This is a genomic window from Erwinia papayae, from assembly GCF_058241465.1.
In genome coordinates this window covers 220,873-238,570 of record NZ_JBZCHT010000009.1, presented here as the reverse complement: position 1 = coordinate 238,570, position 17,698 = coordinate 220,873, and the positions used below count along the sequence as shown (strand labels likewise).

The following is a 17,698-nucleotide window of genomic DNA, read 5'->3' as shown; positions in this document are numbered from 1 at the left end:
TAAGGGTCTTACCGGATTACTGTTTATGGCTTACACAACCTTCTCGCAGAATAAAAACAACCAGCTCGACGAACCCATGTTCTTTGGTCAGCCGGTTAACGTTGCCCGTTATGACCAGCAGAAATATGACATTTTTGAAAAGCTGATTGAAAAACAGCTCTCATTCTTCTGGCGTCCGGAAGAAGTGGACGTCTCCCGCGATCGTATCGACTACCAGGGGCTGCCAGACCATGAGAAACACATTTTCATCAGCAACCTGAAGTATCAGACCCTGCTCGATTCCATCCAGGGTCGCAGCCCGAATGTGGCCCTGCTGCCGCTGATTTCTATCCCGGAACTGGAAACCTGGGTGGAAACCTGGGCATTTTCCGAAACCATCCACTCGCGCTCTTACACGCATATCATCCGCAATATTGTCAATGACCCGGCGATTGTGTTTGACGATATCGTCACCAATGAGCAGATCCTCTCCCGCGCGAAGGATATCTCCGGCTACTACGACGACCTGATCGAAATGACCAACTACTGGCATCTGCTGGGCGAAGGCAGTCATCAGGTCAACGGCAAAACGGTAACGGTTAATCTGCGGGCGCTGAAAAAACAGCTGTACATCTGCCTGATGAGCGTTAACGCGCTGGAGGCGATCCGCTTCTACGTCAGCTTTGCCTGCTCATTTGCCTTCGCTGAGCGTGAACTGATGGAAGGTAATGCTAAGATCATTCGCCTGATTGCCCGTGATGAAGCACTGCATCTGACCGGTACTCAGCATATGCTGAACCTGCTGCGCAGCGGTGAAGACGACCCGGAAATGGCAGAGATCGCCAGAGAGTGTCGGCAGGAGTGCTACGACCTGTTCGTGCTGGCGGCACAACAGGAGAAAGAGTGGGCGGAATATCTGTTCCGTGACGGCTCAATGATTGGTCTGAACAAAGATATTCTGTGGCAGTATATTGAGTACATCACCAATATCCGCATGCAGGCCGTGGGTCTGGATCTGCCATTCCAGACCCGTTCGAATCCTATTCCGTGGATCAACTCGTGGCTGGTATCGGACAACGTACAGGTTGCTCCCCAGGAAGTGGAAGTCAGCTCCTATCTGGTCGGTCAGATCGACTCAGAAGTGGGTGAAAACGACTTTGACGACTTCCAGCTGTAAGATGGCTGGCGCAATCATTACGCTGCGTACCTCTGGTACGCAGCTTCATTGTCGCGATGAGCACTCTTCACTGCTTGATGCGCTGGAGTCCCACCGTATTCCGGTGGAATATCAGTGTCGGGAAGGCTACTGCGGTTCGTGCCGCACCCGGCTGTTAAAAGGCGAAGTCTGTTACGCCTCTCGGCCACTGGCGTTTATTCAGGAAGGGGAAATTCTGCCATGCTGTTGTACAGCAAAAGGGGATATTGAAATAGAGATGTAGTTTCAGGAAAAGATTCTTTTTTAATTTTATATAGTCATATCCCTCCTGCTGTTTATTTCTCTCTCTGAGAGCATGTGGAGCCATATCAGGAATAAATAAAATGAAGATAAAAGAAACCCTGGAAGTATTAAATAAGAATAAAAATAGTCTCTACATTATTCACTACTCCTGTGAGAATCTTAATGATAACAATGAAAACTACTCACCCCGAATAACGTCTATTGCGGTGCTTCATGTGGATAGTGTCACAATGCATAGTTTTTCCATTCATCTTGTAGCTGAAATAAAAGGAATAGCCAGAGATTCTATTCATGATCATTATGATCAACTGGAAGGGGAGATGCTTAATAAGTTTTTCCGGTTTGTTGCCGATCATGGCAATTGCTACTGGATCCACTGGAATATGACCAACATAAACTATGGATTTGAAGCATTAGCGCATCGTTTTAAAGTGCTGACACAAAAGGATTCTACACACATTTCTGATACCAAAAGATACAACCTGTCTTCCATGCTACTGGCTGCTTATGGTGAGAACTGCGTAGAACATCCAAGAATGGCCAGTTTTATGAAGCTCAATAGCGGTGAACATCGGGATAATCTTTCTGGTAAAGACGAAGTCGAAGCTTTTGCCGCAAAAGAATATGTCAAACTCCATAAATCAACCATGTCAAAAGCATACTGGTTCAGGCATATGTATATTCTACTGCAAAAAAACAAAGTTAAGATTCATAACAGAAACTGGTCGTACAAAGTAAATCATTTCCTTGAAAGACCCACAATCAAGCTTCTGGGATTTTTAGCTGTACTGATCGCAATTTTTCAACTGGCGCAGTTCGGATGGTCGCTGAAATAATATTAATCTGGAATCATCTTCTGTCTGTATTTTCGGCACTCTGAAAAACCCGTGCCGAAAATACTTTTCCATTAATAATATTACTTCAGGTCAGTAATTGAGTTTCCACCACCTCAATCCAGCCATGTCCACGGCAGATCGCCTGACCATTCAGCCAGCGGCGCAACATGTTCAACGCAATCATCGCCACCACCTCCTGACGCGATTTCAGATCGTGGCGACTGAGGTTAGCCTTTACCCTCATCGCGTGACAGCCTTGCGGCGTGACTAATGCCAGTCCCACGGTGTCCTGCTGCAATCCCCCGACCACCAGCGCCAGGCTGGCGCTTGCCGACAGCTGCCGGGCACGGGCGGCTAAAGAAGACAGGGCTTCGTTATCTGCTGGCAGAACCTGACCGGCAGCCAGCGGTGCCTCTGCCGAAGCCAGCTGCCACTGCAACAACCCGGCGGTGAACTGCTCACTGACAGCAAGTGTCTCCCCCTGCTCGCGCAGGCGGCGTGAAATCTGTGCCGGGAGCGTCTCCCGCCCTTCAAAGATCACGCTGTCTCCGGCAATTTCGCGAACCTGTTGCCAGAACTGCTCCATTTCTTTCAGCTTCGTTACCGGTCCATTCAGCTTCAGCTCGATAATCGGCATCGAGGCGCGGTATCCCATCACCACACCTTGTGGAAGTGCCAGCGCTTCAATCTCGGAGGCCAGATCGCTCTCTCCACGACCAAAGGTGGTCAGACGCAGACAAACCGGGGGTTCAGGGAGTGAAAAGCGGGCCTGTAAACGCGGTAGGATCTGTTGTTCAACCATTACTTTGTATTCGGAAGGCACGCCCGGCGTGAAGAAAATCCAGCAGCGGTTCAGCTGTATAGCAAAACCGCAGGCCGTACCGACCGGGTTATCCAGCATTTCCGCACCGGCGGGGATTTCAGCCTGCTTACGATTGCTGTCAGCCATCCTGCGGCCACGCGAGGCAAAAAAAGCCGTCATCTTCTCCAGCCAGACTTCATTACGCACCAGCTCCACGCCAGCGGCCTTTGCCGCGGCCAGCGCGCTGAGATCGTCACTGGTCGGCCCCAGCCCCCCGTTGACAATCAGTATATCGGCCACTTTACTGCGTTCGGTCAGCACGGTGACCAGCTCATCAAGATTATCGCCCACCGTCTGGCGGCTGGTCATCGGCAGACCGTTTTGCAGCAGTATCTCCGCCAGCCAGGCGGCATTGGTATCGACGATTTGCCCGTGCAACACTTCATCACCGGTCGCCAGCATTTCCACTCTGATCATTTTTCTCTCCGGACAGGTCAGCATGGCTTAACTGTATGAAGGCATCTGCATAAATACAATGTGAATATGCGGGGATTTCATGGCGATAAGGCTGAACGAATTTTTTACATCAGCATTCACAGCAAATTCTTACCCGCTGCGACAAAACGAAGAGTCGCCCCACCAGGCCGAGGCTGGCGGCGGAGACAGGCGGGTCAGTCCTGCCCTGTTTGCTGCTCCGCCACCCACGCGGTAAGCCACCGTCGGGAGAACTTGATGCCGCCGTGATCGGGCAGTGGCAATGAATACCATCTGACAGGCCGCTGAAAACCCGCCAGCTGTGACGCGGCCCAGACAGCTAACTCCGCCAGGGTTACCGTATCTTTTAAGGTCACCAGCGCCACCGGACGATGACCAAACTCCTCATCCGCCAGCGGCACGATAAACAGCTGCTCCACTGCCGGATGGGCCTGCAACACCGCCTCGATCTGCTCCGGCTGGATCCCCTCCCCGGCAGAGAAAAACTGATTATCCAGGCGGCCGGTCAGATGCAGTCCTTCGTCATCCAGCCAGCCCGCGTCGCGGGTGATAAACCAGCCGTCCACGCCGGGCAGCGGCAGCAGCTGCCCCCCCTGCCAGTAACCGCTGGCCAGCGCAGCAGAGCGCACCTGTACTTCGCCCGCCACCACTCTGAGCTGATGTCCCGCCAGTGGCCACCCCACACCGCCCCGCCCGTCAGCCCTTCTGGCGGTGACGGTGGAAGCCGTTTCCGTCATACCATAGCCGCACCAACAGGCGATACCCGCCGTTTCAGCGCGCCGGGTCAGTTCTGGCGGAATGACAGCACCGCCCAACAGCACCCTGCGCAGACGGTGCGGCAGGCGTGGCTGTTGTAACAGCCGCCAAAGCTGCGTGGGCACCAACGAGGCAAAGGTCGCCTGTTCCAGCGCCTGATGCAGCGGCGCACCCTCCGACAGCGTCAGGCTGGCACCCACGGTTAACCAGCGCCAGAGGATCCCCTGCCCTGACACATGATACAGCGGCAGTGAGAGCAGCCAGCAGTCGTCAGCGCTGAAATTCATCTCCGCCACCACGCCAGCGGCGCTGGCAAGGTGAGCATGAAAGGTGTGCGCCGCCGCTTTGGGCAGACCAGAAGATCCGGAGGTTAAGGTCAGCGTTGCCAGCGCCTGCGGCTGCCAGCTGACGTCGGTTTCTCCGGCCAGGGCGTTCATCACCAGCGCAGCCAGCTCAGGCGGCGGTTCAGCATTAAGCGTCAGAGCAAAATCGATGTTTAATGCCGGCAGAAGCGCGGCGACCTGGGCAGCCGGTAGCTGAGGATTTAACGGCAGTAAACGTGCGCCGCATTGCAGTAAAGCAAGATAAGCCAGCACCGCCCGCTGGCTGTTGGCCGCTTTCAGTACCACTCCGCACCCCGCGCTGACGCCCTGACGGTGAAAGCCGCCGGCCAGCGCATCCACCTGTTGCGCCAGCTGTGACCAGCTCAATCGCTCCGTGCCAGAATGCAGAGCGGTCTTATCTGGCTGTGAACACGCATATTGTCGCCAGGGCCAGTCAACCGGGCCTGACGACGCACTGGCTCCCGGCCACGGCGGCGGGCAACCGGCTTCATCGTTCAGCCCTGCCATAGTACCTCCAGTTCACGGGCCTCAAGCAGCGGTTGCTGACAGCCAGGCCAGGGTCGCACCAGCTGCTGCGCCATCAGCTCCAGCGTATCCAGACCGGGTAAAGATTCCGGTGTCAGCCAGGCCGCAAGACGAGCCAGTTGCGTCAGACCCAGGCTGGACTCCAGTGAGGAGCTGATCACCACGGCGATACCTGCCCGCTGAGCCTCTGTCACCAGCGCCCTGATATGCGCAAGGCTTCCGGTCAGCGATGGTTTAATGACAATCGCCGCCAGATGCGGTTCGGCCCGCAGCCGGTAGCCAGGATCCCGCACGCTCTCATCCCATGCCAGCGCGATGCCGCTCTCCTCAGCAAACGCCAGGGATTCCTGCCGGGTCCGGCAGGGCTCCTCAATAAAGGCAATGCGTGAACGCAGTGGTTTCGCCACTGAGCTGGCGAATTTACGCGCCTTTTCGGCGGACCACTGGCGATTGGCATCCAGCCGCAGGGTCAGCGAGGGAATGGCTTCCAGCAGCAGACTGACCATCATTGCATCGCGCACCGCTTCATACATGCCTACCTTCATCTTCGCCAGCGGACAGGGCTGCTGGCGGAGCTGTTCAAACAGATCTTCCGGGTCGCCAGTACATAGCGTGGCGCTGGAATACTGTGCCGCCTGCGGCAACTCACCATGCAGTTCCGCCAGTGCACAGCTAAGACCAAACGCCACCGATGGCAACGGACCGTCGGCCACCACGTTTTCCCCTGAGCACCAGCGTTGCAGCCACGCGGTGGTCCGGGCCTGCGCGTCACTGAGCGTCTCCTGGCTGAAACCCGGCAGCGGGGCAATTTCGCCCCAGCCCTGCTGCTGATCCTCAGTCAGTTTTACCAGCAATCCGGCACGCTCTTTCAGCCGCCGGTCACGGAGTACGGTGCCGGCCGCCAGCGGGATACGGTAAGAAAACAGCGTTGCGCGACGCATTACGGATTACGCTTAAATTTGCTGAAGTCAGGCTGGCGTTTTTGATTAAACGCATTGCGCCCTTCCTGCACCTCTTCGGTCATGTAGAACAGCATGGTGGCGTTGCCTGCCAGCTCCTGTAAGCCAGCCTGACCGTCGCAATCGGCATTGAGTGCCGCCTTCAGGCAGCGCAGCGCCATCGGGCTGTTTTGCAACATTTCACGACACCAGCGCACCGTTTCCCTTTCCAGTTCTGCCAGTGGCACCACGGCGTTAACCAGCCCCATATCCAGTGCCTGTTGCGCGCTGTACATCCGGCACAGGAACCAGATTTCACGCGCTTTTTTTTGCCCGACGATTCGCGCCATGTAGGCCGCGCCCCAGCCGCCGTCAAAGGAACCGACTTTCGGTCCGGTCTGACCAAAGCGGGCATTATCCGCAGCAATGGTTAAATCACAAAGCATATGCAGTACATGCCCACCGCCGACGGCATAGCCCGCCACCATGGCCACCACCGGCTTGGGGCAGCTGCGGATCTGTCGCTGAAAATCCAGCACGTTAAGATGATGCACGCCCGCTTCATCACGATAACCGCCGTAATCCCCACGGATTTTCTGATCGCCACCGGCGCAGAATGCCTTGTCGCCTTCTCCTGTCAGCACGATCACCCCGATACCTGCATCATGTCGGGCATCGTCCATTGCCAGCAGCATCTCTTTTACCGTCTGTGGGCGAAATGCATTACGGACCTGCGGACGATTGATGGTAATTCTGGCGATGCCGTCGGGCGATTTTGCATAGCGAATGTCAGTGAAGTCAGCAGCAGAGTCGTGCCATTCCGCCGGGGCATACAACATCTCTTCTTGCGGGTAGATCATGATAACTCCTCATAGTGGCTGAGCTTTCGCGCCAACAGCCTGGCGAAAGCCTGCGGATTAGCGCGATGCGCGTTATGGCCAGCCTGGGGAACAAGGTCAAAAGGCAGCGCGGCCTGCTGTGCCAGCTGGTGAAATTTGCGGTCACGCTCACCGCACAGATAATAAAAACCGGGAAGTGATTGCAGGTCGTTCAGCAGGCAGGGCTGGTGGGCCAGTGATGTGGCCAGCAGGGTGCTGGCGAGCGCATCAGCATGATGAACGCTACGCAGCAGGACCAGCGCCTGTCGCTGTGCCGGGGTGAGATCGGCAAAAACCGGCTGGCGATACCATGCGTCCAGCGTCAGACGCAACGGCTGCCGACTGAACGTCTCCGCCCAGCGCTGGTCATGCACCAGCCTGTCACGCCGCGCCGTCGCCGAATCAAGGCCATAATGGCCGCCTTCAACAACGATTCCCTGCAATCCGCGAGGTGCATGGCGACAGGCGTAATACATTGCCGCCCGACCACCCAGTGAATAGCCAATCAGCCAGTAGCGTTGCAGCCGGTGATAGTACAGAGTGGCGCTCAGTTGTTCACACAGATGGTCCATATCCTTAACCCGCCGGGCGGCAGATCCACCATGACCGGGCAGATCAATACTCAACTGCGGCCAGTCAGTAATGCAGGACTGCACCGGCTGCCAGTCCTCTCCGCTACCAAGAAATCCATGTAACCAGACCAGCACAGGCCGGGCATTGTGGTGTAACCCCTGCCAGCGGGCATGGAGGATCATACCCTCTCCCCTGGGTCTTTCAGGCTGCGAGCCCCCTCATCCCCGGCTACGCAAAGTTCAACCAGCGTGGCACCACCGCGTTGCCATCCGCTGGCAACCGTCTCCTTCAGCGCCTGCCAGCTGCGGGGTTGATGATAGTCCAGCCCGAACATCGCGGCGGCAGGGGCAAAACTGACCTGCTGCGGCATGGCAAAAAGACGTTGCCGTTCGGCTTCTGGCGTCGGCAACATACTGAAAATCTGTCCGCCGTTGTTATTGACCACGATCAGCACCAGAGGGGCCGTAACCTGACGCAGCAGGGCCAGGCTGTTAAGATCGTAAAGCGCAGAGAGATCGCCCATCACCACCAGCAGCGGTCTGGCCCTTCCCCGCTGGATACCGGCCGCAGTGGCGATCAGGCCATCGATACCGCTGGCACCCCGGTTAGCGAAAACCGGGTAAGCGGCGGGTAATCGGGCAAAGGCGTTAGCCAGCCGCACGGTCAGGCTGTTGCCCAGAAACAGGCCGCCGTGCACAGGCAACAGCGCCGGTAAACGGGCGGCCAGTTGGGCTTCACCAAAAGTGGAGAAGGCTTCACCCGCCGCGCGATGCGTCTGCTCTGCCAGCTCGCGGAGAAAACCACACCAGGCCGGACGTGAAACAGCCGGGTGCCGAGCCAGCCAGCCAGAAATATCCGCCGTAATCCGCAGGCTACGATGATAAGCGGGATCGCGGTGACCGGGCAGCGGCTCAATCAGCCACCAGGCTTCAGGTGTTACCTCCGCCAGCCAGCCGGTAAGCTGTTTCCCGACCAGATGACTGCCAAACTGCACCACCAGAACCGCCCGGTTCAACGCCTGCTGTGCAGCAGGCTGATGCAGCCAGCGTTCGGCGCAGGGCAATGGGTTGCCGGTCTGGGACTGCACATCAGCCAGTAATGGCCAGCCCAGCATTTCCGCCCACTTCGCAATAGCGGCCCCCTCTTCTGCGCTGACTTTACCCACAATCACCAGCCCGTCACGCTGACGCCATTGCGACCAGTCCGCCACCACAGGCACCGGCGGGGTAGCAGGCATGGTCGTCCAGGGTTGGTTGTCGTGCCACCACTCTCCCAGCGGTTGATGCCAGGCCTGGTGAGCAGTGGGATCGCCACCGTACAACGGCTCGGCGAAGGGGCAGTTCAGATGTAGTGCGCCAGCCAGATGCTGTTGCAGCAGACCGTCCACGGCGGCCACCAGCCAGCGGGCAGGAATGTCAGAAGAAGGTAGCGGAAGATTGAGTACGCCACTGACGTGGCTGCTGAACAGGCCAGGCTGCTCAATGGCCTGATTCGCACCGCAGTTGATCAGCTGCTGAGGGCGATCGGCGCTCAGTACCACCAGCCGTTCGCCGCTCAGTCGCGCTTCGGCTACCGCCGGAAAAAGGTTAGCTACCGCCGTACCGGACGTCACGATGATGGCTACCGGCTGCCGGGTCGCTTTTGCCAGCCCCAGAGCCAGATAGCCCAGACCGCGCTCGTCGAAGTGGGTATGACAGAGGAATTTGTCGTTATCTGCGGCAGCAAGCGTTAGTGGAGCCGAGCGGGAACCTGGAGCAATACAGAGATGCTGTACACCGTGGCGTGTCAGGGCTTCAAGAATGACGGCAGCCCAGCGACGGTTAAAGATGCTGTGTGACATAACCCACCCCAGATCAAATTAATCGGATGAGTATAGTCTCGTGTTTCAAACACAATTTTGATTTAAGCCAGGATTGACGGGGGTTTGCGGCCAGTTGAAAGTAAAACGGGCGCCCGCCAGGACGCCCGTAAACAGCCATCAACGATCTTAGCGGCGGGCCAGCAGTAAACCAACAACCAGTCCCAGGGTGGCACCCACGCCAATACCCTGCCACGGTTTTTCATGGACATAATCGTCCGCACGGTAAACAGCCTGCTTAGCACGGTAGTAATAGGTGTCAGAGGCGTTACTGATGCGCGATTTCACCTCCTTCAACGACTTTTCTGCTTTGGCTTTCAGCTCGATGTATTTCTGGTCAGCCGGATCTCCGGAAGACTTCAGAACTTCTTCCAGCGTTTCGCTCAGCAACGCCAGATCATCATCCAGGTGCGTCTCTAGTGGTTCAGTCTTTGTAGCCATACCATCTCCTTGTGCAAATTGACCTCCTGAGTATAGACACTTTTAGCCGGACCGCGCCGCCAGGAATCGCCTGATAATGCTGTCTGTCACGCGCTGTTGCACAGGAGAGGTTTTACCTGGAAGTAAAAAAAACCGGCCACGACAGCCGGTGACCGGATCAGGTCTTGAAAGGATGCTCGGGGTGACAGGGCAGATTACTTAGCAAACATCTGACCAATATCTTTAAAGGCTTTGAACTCCAGCGCATTACCGCTGGGATCATAAAAGAACATGGTGGCCTGTTCGCCAGCCTGCCCTTTAAAACGGATATAAGGCTCAATTTCGAAGGCAATATTAAAATCACGCAGGCGCGCGGCCAGCGCTTCCCACTCCTGCCAACTCAGTACCAGCCCAAAGTGCGGCACGGGCACACCATGACCATCGACGGCATTTTTATGCAGCGCCTGTTGTGCGACGTCTGAGGGATGCGCATGGATCACCAGCTGGTGACCGTAGAAATCAAAATCCACCCACTGCTCACTGGAGCGACCTTCTTTTAAGTTGAAGACCGTGCCGTAGAAATGGCGGGCAGCCGCAAGATCCGTAACCGGGATAGCCAGGTGAAACGGGCAAAGCGCCATGTCCGATCCTTAAATGAGAGGTTGTGTGTCGGGTATGTTAACGATAATATTTTTTATGAAAAGCGAATATTATTAGTTTTATTCAATCAATATTTTGATGAGTAGACCATGCTGCGGGAACTGAAAACCTTTATCACCATCAGCCAGTGCGGCACCTTTGCCGCCGCAGGACAGCAGATTGGCCTGACACAATCCGCCGTCAGCGCGCAAATGCGCATTCTTGAACAGGCGCTGGGGATGAAGCTGTTTGACCGTTCTGGTCGGGCGGTGGCGCTGAATGCTAACGGTAATCGTGTGCTCCCCCTTGCGCAGGAGATGCTGACCCTCTTCGAACGCATGACACAACCCGAAAGCCTCAGTGAATATCGTGGAGCAATAAAAATAGGTGCCATCGCCTCGGTGCAAACCGGCATACTGCCCGCCGTGCTGGTTATGCTGCGCAGCCAGGCACCAAAACTGGAAACCAGGCTGGTCCCGGGCGTCTCTTTCAGCCTGCTGAGCCAGGTGGACGCAGGCAATATCGATCTGGCCGTGATGATTAAGCCCGGCTTTACACTGACCAAAGATCTTTGGGCAGAAACGCTGTTGAAAGAGCCTTTTGTCCTGATTGTTCCCGACGATGTAGACGGGGATGATCCGCTGCGGCTAATCCGCGAACATCCTTTTATCCGCTACGATCGCACTTCATTTGGCGGCAGACTGGTCAGCCAGTTTCTGCGGGAACAACGGCTGGAACCCCAGCTGGCATTGGAAATCGATGAGATAGACGCCATCGCAAGAATGGTGGAGATGCGCCTTGGCGTGGCGCTGGTGCCGCTGGCAGGACTCTGGGTTGAACGCGCCAGCGCGGTGCGTATCGTCCCGCTGGGTGAACTGACCTTTTACCGTGAACTGATTGTGGTGATGCGCCAGGCTAACCGCCATGCTCCGCTGCATCAGTTTATCGCCGCAGCGCTGCAACAGCAGGCCCGACTTTGTTGTACAGAAACATCGTAAAAAAAGAATATAAATCAGCGTAAAACGCAGCCTTACCAGGAATTATCTGATAAGTTTTCAGCGACTGAATTATCCCCTTCACCGGCTGTCGTACTTCGTTCTGGCCTGGTCGACAATTCAGGTAACGCAGGCTGTTAAAAGCTCAGGGTTAAGACTCCGGGAACAGCTGCACGACAGTCACTACAAACTCCGTTCAGCAAAGGAAATGGCTTCTGGCATGAATCGAAGAATGTTTATGAAAGCGTCAATGGCTTGTGCTGCGGTCAGCGGCATGTCCGGTTTATCCACGCTCTTTGCTCAGGCCGCCTGGGCAGACAGCGACATTGCCGACGGCTCCGCAAAGCAATTTGATTTTGACGTGCTCAAAAAAATGGCCGCCGGGCTGGCAAAAAATGCCTATGGTGGCGCACCTGCTCCCCTGCCAGAGACGCTGGCGACGCTGACCCCACAGGCCTACAACGAAATTCAGTACGATGCTAATCATTCTTTATGGAATGGTAATGGCGACCGTGAGCTGGATGTTCAGTTCTTCCACGTTGGTATGGGTTTTAAACGTCGACTGCGCATGTTCGCAGTGGATGATAATCGCCAGGCGCGTGAAATCCATTTTCGTCCTGAGTTGTTTAATTACAACGATGCCAAAGTGGATACCAAACAGCTGGAAGGTAAAACCGATCTGGGCTTTGCCGGTTTCCGCGCCTTCAAGAAACCTGAACTGGCCAGTCGGGACATTGTTTCCTTCCTCGGTGCCAGTTATTTCCGTGCGGTAGATGAAACCTACCAGTATGGCCTGTCGGCCCGAGGGGTGGCGATTAACACCTTCGGCAGCAAGGAGGAGTTCCCGGACTTCACCGCATTCTGGTTTGAAACGCCAAAACCGCAAGATACCACATTTACCGTTTACACCCTGCTGGATGGCCCCAGCTGTACCGGCGCATTCAAATTTATCATCCACTGCGAAGAGAAACGCGTGGTGATGGAGGTGGAAAACCATCTGTACGCCCGTAAAGATATTGAGCAGCTGGGTATCGCACCAATGACCACCATGTTCAGCTGCGGCAATAACGAGCGCCGGATGTGTGACACCATTCACCCTCAGATCCACGATTCCGACCGACTGGCAATGTGGACCGGCAACGGGGAGTGGATCTGTCGACCGCTGAATAACCCTCAGCGTCTGACTTACAACGCCTATCAGGATGAGAATCCGCGCGGCTTTGGCATGTTGCAGCTCAATCATGATTTCCAGGATTATCAGGACGTGATTGGCTGGTACAACAAACGCCCCAGCCTGTGGGTTGAGCCGGTCGGCAAGTGGGGTAAAGGAGCGATCAATCTGATGGAGATCCCCACCACCGGGGAAACGCTGGATAACATTGTCTGCTTCTGGCGTCCGGATGATGCGATTAAAGCGGGCAGTGAGCACAGCTTCAGCTACAAGCTTTACTGGAGCGGCCTGCCGCCGGTTCGCAGCGGTCTGGCGCGAGTTAATGCCACCCGCACCGGCATGGGAGGTTTCCCGGAAGGCTGGGCGCCTGGTGAACACTACCCGAATGTATGGGCTCGTCGGTTTGCGGTGGATTTTGTCGGTGGCGATCTGAAAGCGGCTGCGCCGAAAGGTATCGAGCCGGTAATTAACGTCACCTCCGGCACCATTAAACAGGTTGAGATCCTCTACGTTGAGCCGATCGATGGCTATCGCATTCTGTTTGACTGGTATCCCAACAGCAATTCGGTGGAGCCGGTCAACATGCGGCTGTTTCTGCGTACCAAAGACGAAACCCTCAGCGAGACGTGGTTGTATCAGTACTTCCCGCCCGCGCCGGACAAACGAAAATATGTTGATGACCGTCAGATGACGGCAGGCTGACAAAACAGGGGGCGCATCATGCGCCCCCTGTAACATCCAGCCGTCACTGACTTCGCGATAAATCACTCCCCCATGTTCGGGAAAAGCGCCCTCAACTCAGTCAGCGAATTGACGGTACAACTGCGGTAACATCCTACCCAATTGGGTGAATTCAGTCATATCGTGAACTGCCATTTCATAGGAGAGCGCCTCCAGCGTTTGTCGGTTCATACCGGCCGCCTCCGCAGTCGCCCGAACGTCGGGCTGCGGCAGGCCAGAAATCCGGCTGAACTGCTGGTGCATCCCGATAAAATAGCAGGAGTAAAGTTCAAATCCTCCTGCCACGTCCCGCCCGATGTGCAACATCAGGGTATTGGCTATATCAGGCCTGTCAGCCTGTGTCGCCCAGCCACTGGCCGAAAATCTGAGGTTATGTCTCTCCAGCAGCGCTTTGTCGAGCCCCAGCGCCACCGGGTCGGTAAAATGAATAATGGCATCCAGCTTCGTGTCGCCAATGTATTCAATAATGTGATTGGGATTGCCATAGAGCTTTTCTGCGTAGCTCAGATGAGGATCGTTCATCCTTTGTGGATCAGCCACACTGTTATCAACATGCGCATAAGGAAACCACAGGGAATAGCGCTCTTTTTCTACCACATGCCACAGAAACCACCACTCCATCATGGCTACCGTCACACCCGGCATAAAATGTCGGGTGACATTGCAGGTAGTTATCCCCTGTTCACCATCATCCGCCACGCCATAAACGGCACGGGGAAAATGCGACAGTTCAGTAAACAGAGAGTTGAGGCGGTCGGGTACAGGTGGGAAGGTTTTTCCCGGCGGTAAGGGGCCGTTCTGCGTGGCGTGCACCAGGTCAACCGGGACTTTCAGCTGTTTGCAGAAATAGTCAGCATAAGGTTTGTTGCCAATTGCCCGCTGATTTTCCTGCCACAGTTGCTGTGATACCACCGGAAAGTATGTAACTAATGTTGTTTCCATAGAAGCTCCTTTTCAGTTTTGCGCTCCTTCATTAACATCAAAAAATGTTTCTATTTTAGGCATTCGGTGCCGGATTTCTTATCACAATTGATTGCGGAGCGAGCTTTTCGTTGTCGGCAAAGGTGGGAAAAGAGAAAAACAGATGGGATTGGGTGAAAAAAAACGGGCTACTGAGAGCCCGTTCGTTATCGCTGTAAAAATTACATCAGCGGCTGTGCCATCTGCACCAGCGAGATCAGCGGTTGCGGGTAGATCCCTAACAGCAGAACCAGCACGGCAGAGATCAGTACCACCACCCCACCGGCAGTAAATGCCCAGTTGGCCGGGGTATCACGCTGCAACAGCTCAGGTGGCGTCAGATACAGGCTGACGGTGACGCGCAGATAGTAATAGAGACCAATCGCACTTCCCACCACCACCGCACCGGTAAGCCACCACAGATGTGCGCCGACGCCAACCGCAATCACATAGAATTTACCGATAAAGCCCAGAGTCATTGGGATCCCGGCCAGCGACAGCATCATAACGGTCATCACCGCGGAAAGGATTGGACGGTGCCAGAACAGACCGCGATAAGAGTACAGCGAGTCGGCATCCGGACCGCGATAAGGACTGGACATCAGGCTGACCACGCCAAACGCACCCAGGCTGCTGAACAGGTAACCGGCCAGATAGACGCCGACGGTTTCCAGCGACAGCTGGTGCGTCTGAATGGCAATCAGCGCGACCAGCAGATAGCCAAGGTGAGCAATCGACGAATAGCCCAGCAGACGTTTGATATTGCTCTGCGAAATCGCCATCAGATTACCAAACAGCATTGACGCCACGGCGATAATCGACAGCACCAGACGGACGGCTTCGCTGTCAGCCACCGGCGCGTACAGGAACAGACGCATCACCACGCCAAAAATGGCAATCTTACTGGCGGTGGCGAGGAAGGTCGAAACCGGCGCAGGCGCCCCCTGATACACATCCGGCGTCCACAGGTGAAACGGCACCAGCGACAGTTTGAATCCCAGTCCCACAATCATCATGCCCAGACCAGCCAACAGCAGCGGCTGATGCAGCATGGCACTGTTCAGGCTTTTACCCAGCGCAACAAAGCTCAGATCACCCGCGTTGGCATACAGCAGCGCCATACCGAACAGCAGGAAGGAGGACGCGACTGCCGACATAATGGTGTATTTGATACTGGCTTCCAGCGAACGCTTTTGCTGGAAGGCATAGCCTACCAGACCAAACAGCGGCAGAGAGATAAGCTCAATACCAATAAACAGCGCGGCCAGGTGATTAGCGCATGCCAGCACCACCCCACCCGCAGCGGCAATCAGCACCAGCAGGTAGAACTCTTCGCGGTTATCCGGGTAGGTTGCCAGCCACGGATAAGCAAAGGTGCAGGTAGCCAGGCTGGCGACAATGACCAGCCCGGTGTAGAGCATGGAATAGCCATCCACGCGCAGCAGCGGCGTAACATCCATTGCGCCAGCGTGGCCGACGAAGAACAGTGACAGCAGGGCAAGGTTCAGCCCGACCACTGCCAGCGTCGCATTAACGAAGTGATTGCGTCGCCACGCAATGGAAAGCATCACAACCACCACCGTCAATCCGACGATCAGCAGCGGCAGAAGCGCGATCAATTGTTGAGGAGTTATTGTCATGGCGAATTACGGCCTTGTAGTTGAAATTGAAGCAGTAAACCACTGCTGAATGTTGCTCATCGCAGCATGTGAGGTATCCAGCACCGGCTGAGGATAAAAGCCCAGCAGCAGCAGCAGAACCTCCAGCACCATGATGATCAGGAATTCACGCGGCGACATACCACGCAGAGGTTTCTCAGATTTTGCCGGGCCGTAGTAAGCGCGCTGCATCATAATCAGTGAATAGACCGACGCAAACACCAGGCCAAAGGTGGCGATCACAATAATCAGCGGCACCGATCGGAAACTGCCGGTCAGGATCATAAATTCACCGACAAAGTTCCCGGTTCCCGGCATACCCAGGTTTGCCACCGCGAAGAACAGCGACAGACCTGGCAGCCATTTGATCCGTGACCACAAACCGCCCATCTGACGCATGTCGCGGGTGTGCAGACGTTCGTACAGCTGCCCACAGAGGATAAACAGTGCCGCAGCGGAGAGGCCGTGGGCAATCATCTGTACCACCGCCCCCTGAAACGCCAGCTGGCTGCCGGTGTAGATAGCAATCAGCACAAAACCCATATGTGAAATCGAGGTATAGGCGATCAGACGTTTGATGTCGTACTGCGAGAAAGCCATCCACGCGCCATAGAAAATACCAATAATGCCCAGCCACATAGCAATCGGGGCAAATTCTGCTGAGGCGGAAGGAAACAGCGGCAGCGCGAAACGCAACAGACCATAGGCCGCCGTTTTCAGCAGGATCCCCGCCAGGTCAACGGAACCGGCTGTCGGTGCCTGGCTGTGCGCATCCGGCAACCAGCCATGCAGCGGCACAACCGGCATTTTCACCGCAAAGGCAATAAAGAAGCCCAGCATCAGCAGGTATTCAACGGTGTGAGACATCGGCGTTTTCAACAGATCTTCGTAGTTGAAGGTCCACACCCCGGTGGCGTTGTAGTTAACAAATACCAGCGCGAGAATGGCGATCAACATCACCAGACCACTGGCCTGGGTATAGATGAAGAATTTGGTTGCCGCCGTGATGCGCGTTTTGCCGTCCGATGCTTTGTGTCCCCACAGCGCAATCAGGAAGTACATCGGCACCAGCATCATTTCCCAGAAGAAGAAAAACAGGAACATGTCGATGGCAAGAAACACGCCGATAACGCCACCGAGGATCCACAGCAGATTAAGGTGAAAAAAACCCTGCCACTTTTCAATTTCGTTCCAGGAACAGAGGATAGCCATCACGCCAAGCAGGCCGGTCAACACCACCATCAACAGCGAAAGCCCGTCCAGCGCCAGGTGCACGTTGATGCCGAATCGTGGGATCCACGAAAGCAGATATTCCGACTGCCACTGCGGAACACCGGCAGGTTGAGTCAGTGAGTAGCCACCCTGCAACCAGAGCTGCAATGAGAGCGCCAGCGTCAGTCCCATTGCGATCAGGGCAATCCAGCGCGGCACTTTGCTACCAAAACGCTCAAACTGCCAGCACAGCAGGCCGCCGATGAACGGGATTAATATAAGCCAGGGTAATAACATGGCGATTTGCTTCCCTTTTCTGAACCTGCATGGGCTATCTTACTTGCCAGTTTCGCCCCCGGCAGTGCTCGCAATCCTCACATACCTAAGTATGCTGCGGTTGCTCCGCGCTGGCGGTGTCGAAACTGACTGCGCCGATGACGCCCAACTCTCAGGTAATTT

16 protein-coding genes are annotated in these 17,698 nt (G+C 55.6%); 5 read left to right on the top strand and 11 right to left on the bottom strand.

The window, feature by feature from the left end:
• The first annotated feature begins 25 nt into the window (after positions 1–25).
• The 3 genes from nrdB to AC3RPL_RS05950 all read left to right on the top strand — a co-directional run bounded on the left by nrdB (position 26) and on the right by AC3RPL_RS05950 (position 2,274).
• Positions 26–1,156, top strand: a complete 1,131-nt coding sequence (nrdB, locus tag AC3RPL_RS05960) for a class Ia ribonucleoside-diphosphate reductase subunit beta (RefSeq protein WP_034938043.1) — start codon at positions 26–28, stop codon at positions 1,154–1,156.
• 1 nt (position 1,157) lies between these two features.
• Entirely contained in the window at positions 1,158–1,418 is a 261-nt protein-coding gene (gene yfaE / locus AC3RPL_RS05955) for a class I ribonucleotide reductase maintenance protein YfaE (protein ID WP_490740640.1), read from the top strand.
• 100 nt (positions 1,419–1,518) lie between these two features.
• A complete protein-coding gene (locus tag AC3RPL_RS05950; RefSeq protein ID WP_490739290.1) occupies positions 1,519–2,274 on the top strand; it encodes a hypothetical protein in 756 nt (251 codons plus the stop codon).
• A gap of 85 nt (positions 2,275–2,359) precedes the next feature.
• Here AC3RPL_RS05950 and AC3RPL_RS05945 read toward each other — a convergent pair whose 3' ends face one another.
• From AC3RPL_RS05945 to AC3RPL_RS05910, 8 genes are all read right to left on the bottom strand, one after another.
• Positions 2,360–3,553, bottom strand: a complete 1,194-nt coding sequence (locus AC3RPL_RS05945; RefSeq protein WP_490739289.1) for a nicotinamide mononucleotide deamidase-related protein YfaY — start codon at positions 3,551–3,553, stop codon at positions 2,360–2,362.
• Positions 3,554–3,747: 194 nt separating this feature from the next.
• Positions 3,748–5,178, bottom strand: coding sequence for an o-succinylbenzoate--CoA ligase (menE, locus tag AC3RPL_RS05940; protein ID WP_490739288.1), 1,431 nt, complete (start codon positions 5,176–5,178; stop codon positions 3,748–3,750).
• Positions 5,166–6,137, bottom strand: a complete 972-nt coding sequence (menC, locus tag AC3RPL_RS05935; RefSeq protein WP_490739287.1) for an o-succinylbenzoate synthase — start codon at positions 6,135–6,137, stop codon at positions 5,166–5,168. Before menC ends, menE begins: the two co-directional genes overlap by 13 nt.
• Positions 6,137–6,994, bottom strand: coding sequence for a 1,4-dihydroxy-2-naphthoyl-CoA synthase (gene menB, locus AC3RPL_RS05930; RefSeq protein ID WP_490739286.1), 858 nt, complete (start codon positions 6,992–6,994; stop codon positions 6,137–6,139). Before menB ends, menC begins: the two co-directional genes overlap by 1 nt.
• Complete coding sequence (gene menH, locus AC3RPL_RS05925; protein ID WP_490739285.1) at positions 6,991–7,767, bottom strand: 2-succinyl-6-hydroxy-2,4-cyclohexadiene-1-carboxylate synthase; 777 nt, start codon at positions 7,765–7,767, stop codon at positions 6,991–6,993. Before menH ends, menB begins: the two co-directional genes overlap by 4 nt.
• Complete coding sequence (gene menD, locus AC3RPL_RS05920) at positions 7,764–9,425, bottom strand: 2-succinyl-5-enolpyruvyl-6-hydroxy-3-cyclohexene-1-carboxylic-acid synthase (RefSeq protein WP_490739284.1); 1,662 nt, start codon at positions 9,423–9,425, stop codon at positions 7,764–7,766. Before menD ends, menH begins: the two co-directional genes overlap by 4 nt.
• A 147-nt stretch (positions 9,426–9,572) precedes the next feature.
• Positions 9,573–9,884, bottom strand: a complete 312-nt coding sequence (gene elaB / locus AC3RPL_RS05915) for a stress response protein ElaB (protein ID WP_034938084.1) — start codon at positions 9,882–9,884, stop codon at positions 9,573–9,575.
• 194 nt (positions 9,885–10,078) lie between these two features.
• Positions 10,079–10,504, bottom strand: coding sequence for a VOC family protein (locus AC3RPL_RS05910; protein WP_490739283.1), 426 nt, complete (start codon positions 10,502–10,504; stop codon positions 10,079–10,081).
• Between the two features lie 108 nt (positions 10,505–10,612).
• On the opposite strand from AC3RPL_RS05910, the gene AC3RPL_RS05905 reads away from it, so the two are divergent.
• Together AC3RPL_RS05905 and AC3RPL_RS05900 are read left to right on the top strand one after the other, a co-directional pair.
• Positions 10,613–11,500: a LysR substrate-binding domain-containing protein gene (locus AC3RPL_RS05905; protein WP_490739282.1), complete on the top strand. Its 888-nt coding sequence runs from the start codon at positions 10,613–10,615 to the stop codon at positions 11,498–11,500.
• Between the two features lie 217 nt (positions 11,501–11,717).
• Entirely contained in the window at positions 11,718–13,370 is a 1,653-nt protein-coding gene (locus AC3RPL_RS05900; RefSeq protein WP_490739281.1) for a glucan biosynthesis protein D, read from the top strand.
• Between the two features lie 96 nt (positions 13,371–13,466).
• Here the strand turns inward: AC3RPL_RS05900 and AC3RPL_RS05895 are convergent, their stop codons facing one another.
• The 3 genes from AC3RPL_RS05895 to nuoM form a co-directional block, all read right to left on the bottom strand.
• A complete protein-coding gene (locus tag AC3RPL_RS05895; protein ID WP_490739280.1) occupies positions 13,467–14,351 on the bottom strand; it encodes a DAPG hydrolase family protein in 885 nt (294 codons plus the stop codon).
• Positions 14,352–14,551: 200 nt separating this feature from the next.
• Complete coding sequence (nuoN, locus tag AC3RPL_RS05890; RefSeq protein WP_261640112.1) at positions 14,552–16,009, bottom strand: NADH-quinone oxidoreductase subunit NuoN; 1,458 nt, start codon at positions 16,007–16,009, stop codon at positions 14,552–14,554.
• A gap of 6 nt (positions 16,010–16,015) precedes the next feature.
• On the bottom strand, positions 16,016–17,536 hold the full coding sequence (gene nuoM, locus AC3RPL_RS05885; RefSeq protein ID WP_490739279.1) for an NADH-quinone oxidoreductase subunit M: 1,521 nt from the start codon (positions 17,534–17,536) through the stop codon (positions 16,016–16,018).
• Positions 17,537–17,698: the final 162 nt, after the last annotated feature.

Excerpts from the sequence above, each read along its gene's own strand:
- AC3RPL_RS05945 (WP_490739289.1), bottom strand. The coding sequence starts at position 3,553 with ATGATCAGAGTGGAAATGCTGGCGACCGGTGATGAAGTGTTGCACGGG.
- AC3RPL_RS05900 (WP_490739281.1), top strand. The coding sequence starts at position 11,718 with ATGAATCGAAGAATGTTTATGAAAGCGTCAATGGCTTGTGCTGCGGTC.
- menH (WP_490739285.1), bottom strand. The coding sequence starts at position 7,767 with ATGATCCTCCATGCCCGCTGGCAGGGGTTACACCACAATGCCCGGCCT.
- nuoN (WP_261640112.1), bottom strand. The coding sequence starts at position 16,009 with ATGACAATAACTCCTCAACAATTGATCGCGCTTCTGCCGCTGCTGATC.
- AC3RPL_RS05910 (WP_490739283.1), bottom strand. The coding sequence starts at position 10,504 with ATGGCGCTTTGCCCGTTTCACCTGGCTATCCCGGTTACGGATCTTGCG.
- menE (WP_490739288.1), bottom strand. The coding sequence starts at position 5,178 with ATGGCAGGGCTGAACGATGAAGCCGGTTGCCCGCCGCCGTGGCCGGGA.
- AC3RPL_RS05905 (WP_490739282.1), top strand. The coding sequence starts at position 10,613 with ATGCTGCGGGAACTGAAAACCTTTATCACCATCAGCCAGTGCGGCACC.
- menC (WP_490739287.1), bottom strand. The coding sequence starts at position 6,137 with ATGCGTCGCGCAACGCTGTTTTCTTACCGTATCCCGCTGGCGGCCGGC.
- AC3RPL_RS05950 (WP_490739290.1), top strand. The coding sequence starts at position 1,519 with ATGAAGATAAAAGAAACCCTGGAAGTATTAAATAAGAATAAAAATAGT.
- AC3RPL_RS05895 (WP_490739280.1), bottom strand. The coding sequence starts at position 14,351 with ATGGAAACAACATTAGTTACATACTTTCCGGTGGTATCACAGCAACTG.
- yfaE (WP_490740640.1), top strand. The coding sequence starts at position 1,158 with ATGGCTGGCGCAATCATTACGCTGCGTACCTCTGGTACGCAGCTTCAT.
- elaB (WP_034938084.1), bottom strand. The coding sequence starts at position 9,884 with ATGGCTACAAAGACTGAACCACTAGAGACGCACCTGGATGATGATCTG.
- nrdB (WP_034938043.1), top strand. The coding sequence starts at position 26 with ATGGCTTACACAACCTTCTCGCAGAATAAAAACAACCAGCTCGACGAA.
- nuoM (WP_490739279.1), bottom strand. The coding sequence starts at position 17,536 with ATGTTATTACCCTGGCTTATATTAATCCCGTTCATCGGCGGCCTGCTG.
- menB (WP_490739286.1), bottom strand. The coding sequence starts at position 6,994 with ATGATCTACCCGCAAGAAGAGATGTTGTATGCCCCGGCGGAATGGCAC.
- menD (WP_490739284.1), bottom strand. The coding sequence starts at position 9,425 with ATGTCACACAGCATCTTTAACCGTCGCTGGGCTGCCGTCATTCTTGAA.